The 282-nt window shown below is 70.2% G+C and carries 1 protein-coding gene; it reads right to left on the bottom strand.

The window, feature by feature from the left end; genetic code table 11:
* Positions 1-282: MBOAT family O-acyltransferase (locus EIK80_RS25755; RefSeq protein ID WP_305038181.1), on the bottom strand; the 282-nt coding region annotated here is incomplete at both ends.

Genomic DNA, 282 nt, shown 5'->3' with positions numbered 1-282 from the left:
ACCAGCACCAGGGCGCCGGCGACGCGCAGCGGCGAGGGCAGGCGCTCGGCCCACTTCCACCAGGTCTGGCGGTCCAGCACCATGAACGCCCCGTGCCAGGCGCCCCACAGCACGAAGGTCCAGGCCGCGCCGTGCCACAGGCCCGACAGCAGGAAGCAGAGCCACAGGTTCAGATAGGTCCGCGCCGGACCCAGCCGGTTGCCGCCCAGCGGGATGTAGAGAGAGCTGCGGATCCAGGTGGTCAGCGAGATGTGCCAGCGCTTCCAGAACTCGGTGACGCTG

The organism is Caulobacter sp. 602-1 (assembly GCF_003931565.1).
GTDB lineage: Bacteria > Pseudomonadota > Alphaproteobacteria > Caulobacterales > Caulobacteraceae > Caulobacter.
Note: the sequence above shows the minus strand (reverse complement) of the source record. Positions and strands in the feature narration are given on the sequence as shown.